Origin of the sequence: Synechococcus sp. CCY9201, assembly GCF_034931105.1 — a bacterium.
GTDB lineage: Bacteria > Cyanobacteriota > Cyanobacteriia > PCC-6307 > Cyanobiaceae > CBW1002.
This window is the reverse complement of record NZ_JAYGIC010000055.1, coordinates 1-2877: the sequence shown is the minus strand read 5'-3', so window position 1 is coordinate 2877 and position 2877 is coordinate 1. Positions and strand designations below refer to the sequence as shown.

At 49.9% G+C, this 2877-nt stretch carries 2 protein-coding genes and 3 pseudogenes; 3 read left to right on the top strand and 2 right to left on the bottom strand.

What is annotated here, in order from left to right:
* Positions 1-121, top strand: a pseudogene (locus VB716_RS05550) (IS1595 family transposase); the annotation flags it as partial.
* On the opposite strand, the gene VB716_RS05545 reads toward VB716_RS05550, so the two are convergent.
* Positions 118-786, bottom strand: coding sequence for a phytanoyl-CoA dioxygenase family protein (locus tag VB716_RS05545; protein WP_323269963.1), 669 nt, complete (start codon positions 784-786; stop codon positions 118-120). The pseudogene VB716_RS05550 and the gene VB716_RS05545 overlap by 4 nt on opposite strands.
* A gap of 628 nt (positions 787-1414) precedes the next feature.
* Between VB716_RS05545 and VB716_RS05540 the strand changes: the two genes are divergently transcribed.
* Entirely contained in the window at positions 1415-2182 is a 768-nt protein-coding gene (locus VB716_RS05540; RefSeq protein ID WP_197158285.1) for a class I SAM-dependent methyltransferase, read from the top strand.
* Positions 2183-2258: 76 nt separating this feature from the next.
* On the opposite strand, the pseudogene VB716_RS05535 reads toward VB716_RS05540, so the two are convergent.
* Positions 2259-2688: pseudogene (locus VB716_RS05535) on the bottom strand (transposase); the annotation flags it as partial.
* Between the two features lie 74 nt (positions 2689-2762).
* Between VB716_RS05535 and VB716_RS05530 the strand changes: the two are divergent.
* Positions 2763-2877 (top strand): annotated as a pseudogene (locus VB716_RS05530) (IS1595 family transposase); the annotation flags it as partial.

The following is a 2877-nucleotide window of genomic DNA, read 5'->3' as shown; positions in this document are numbered from 1 at the left end:
CAGCTTCCGCTTCAATCACCGCTTCAAGCTGGAAGAGATGACCGATCAAGTGCTCCAGGCGGCCTGTCTCTGCACTGCACGACCCGAACACCTCCTGAGGAGGGCGGAGCTTGCTACCTAATCAAGAAAGAAAATATCTCCTTTCTTAAGAGGAGGGGCATAAATCTGTGGATCCTGCGACTCTAGGTAAGTGCGAATTTCAGCCAGAAAGCCATCGTACATGGCATGATGTTGCCGATCAAGATAGCCACTCCGAGGAGCCATAAGATGAGTACCCGGGTAGACATAAAATCTGATTCCTTCAAGGTGCGTATCCTCAAGCGCAACCCAAGCAGCTATCAGGTGAACGTTAGGCCGGGAATCAAGATAAATCCAGTCTTGATGAGGGGGAGTGGTAGCGTGATCAAAAAGCATAGTCTGAAAAAGCTTGAAGATATTGTTCTTGCCACTAATTTGAGACAATGATTTCTGAACGCTCGAAGAGCCCAGAAGAGAAAGAATTGCACTAGAAAGCATACCATTATCGCCCTCTTCATAACTGTGGCAATTCAACAGACAATTAGCAACTCCCCCGACTCCGGTCTTGGCATGCCGCTCACAAAGGCCCGATTGCCGCAGATAATTACTATCCGAATCAACCACGATGTCATTATAGATATTAAACACTTGATCAATTTTATCCGGATCAGTGGCTCCTCTGCAGATAATATAATTTTGCTCTTGAAAATATTCTAGCGGGTCATCAATATCATCTCCCAGGTGACCATAATACTTGAGCTTACTCATTTCTTTGGCCAGAGATCCTGATCAATACAGGATACTGTTATCAGTGCCCATACGTCAAAATCACCAGGTCTGCTTCAGAGTCGTTCGCTCAGGCCGGCTGGCGCCTGCCTGATCCAAGCCAGCGCATCGACAATGCAGAGAAGCCTCTGACGAAGCAGATGGAAGGTGGATATTCTGAGCGAACGCAATCATTGAAGGATGTGCGAACGTCAACCACTGAAAACTATCTCTGACACAGACTTTGCCACCAGACATCAAAACGCACATCAACATCACAGGGAGAACGTCTCCACCCTTCACCTTCAAGACATGGAGGGTCGCTGAATCAGCTGGAGAGCTGCCGTCAACAACCCAACGCCCTGTCAGCCTCGCTTCCTGCCACGGGGTTCTTCGTTTCAAGCAAGGCGCGAGGGGGTTGCGCCTCCTTTGATTCCTCAAACCCTTGAGCGAGTACTGACAACGATTCAGAGCCGTAGTGGCCGAGTTGATTCATCCGAGTTTGAAGCGTCAGGATGAGTTGTCCAATCAGTACGCCTGGAGACACGCACGGGCGCCACGAAAAGAGCAAGGGTAAAAACCCATAAGTATGGCCTCCTGTCTCCGGTCCAATCAATCACAAGTTTCGACCATGCAAAGCCTCAAGGCCTTGCCTCCCCTGCATGATTCCTGTGAAATCGGAATCAGCCAAGAGATAGAATCTCAACAAGTTGCTTCCGTGACCGCCATGGAGCCCAGCTGCCATCCTGGCCTTAAGTTTACACCAAGGTGGAATGATCCTGAATTCCAGTGGAGAAAAGAAGCCAATCAATACTACAATGATCAATGGATCAATCGATACAATCTTCATCGAGACGAAAGAGACTTGGCAAGACTGAACATCGAGGGAATGGATGTCAGCGATTCGCAGCATTTTCAGATCGGATGGTTAAGAAATATCGACAGGCTGATAGACATGACACCACCTAAATTCAATCCCTTTTACTTCCGCCTTCTTGACGTTGGCTGCGGCAGCGGAATATCGACAATCTACTTCGCAGAAAACTACAGGTTCAAAACCTATAGCGGCTTTGATTTCTCGGAGGAACTCATCAGCACCTCAAGAAAGAATTTGCTGCAGTTTTCGACCCTGCGCCAGGAGCAGATTCCGATCACATTTTTCGTCGACGACGCGCGCAGTCATAAGCTGATCGCGCAGCCGTCATTCGTCTACATGTTTAATCCATTTGGATTCAGGACCGCCGATTTATTCATTCGCAACAATCTGCAGACCTTAAGATCCACAGGAAGCATCCTTGCGATTGCCGAGGACACGTGGATCACGGAATTATCTGCAGCAGGACTTCACAAAGGGATCATTAGAAAATCATCGTATAATTTGTCGCTGGTATTTTACTGAGAGTCTCCTGAGAAAGTAAGAACCTGCCCCAGGTCAGCAACGTGGGGAGGCCCGGCCGAACCCTGAATGTTGTTGCTCAGGCTGCAGCCGGTTGATTGCTCAGGAGTCGCTCCTCGCCTCTTCGGATGGATGCAGTGCCGCTCAGTAGCTGCAACAAGAAGGCAATAAGGACAAACAGAAGCTCATGCAGCTTCTCGAGATTGATCACCAGTACAGCCAATGCAATGGCTGATCCTTGGGTGGCAGCCAGCTTCTCACGAATCAAACCCAATCCAAACCGCCGCTTCCCCTGTCCGATTTTGCCTTCTACCGCGTTACGTTGCCGTTGATCATCAAGACACTGTCTCTTCTGCCACAAGCTCAGGATCGCTCTTGGGCCGACCAAGGCGAGGTCCACTCAGGCGAATCCCATGACGCTGACAGAAAGCGCGGTTCGCTCGAGTCCGATCAATCTGATCGGCACAGATCACGTCTGGATAATGACCATGACGACGGCGATAGGCTCTCTTGATTAGGTAGCAAGCTCCGTCAGAGCCCTTCCAGCACTTAGGCTGATACGCATGTACCGGTCGGGATCGCTATGGCCATGAATCGGATCCAGTTCCAGCCGAGTCTTTCTCTGCCTCAGTTCATAGAGCTCTACGGCACAGAGGAGAAGTGTGAGGCCGCCCTTGAGCAAGCGCGCTGGCCAGATG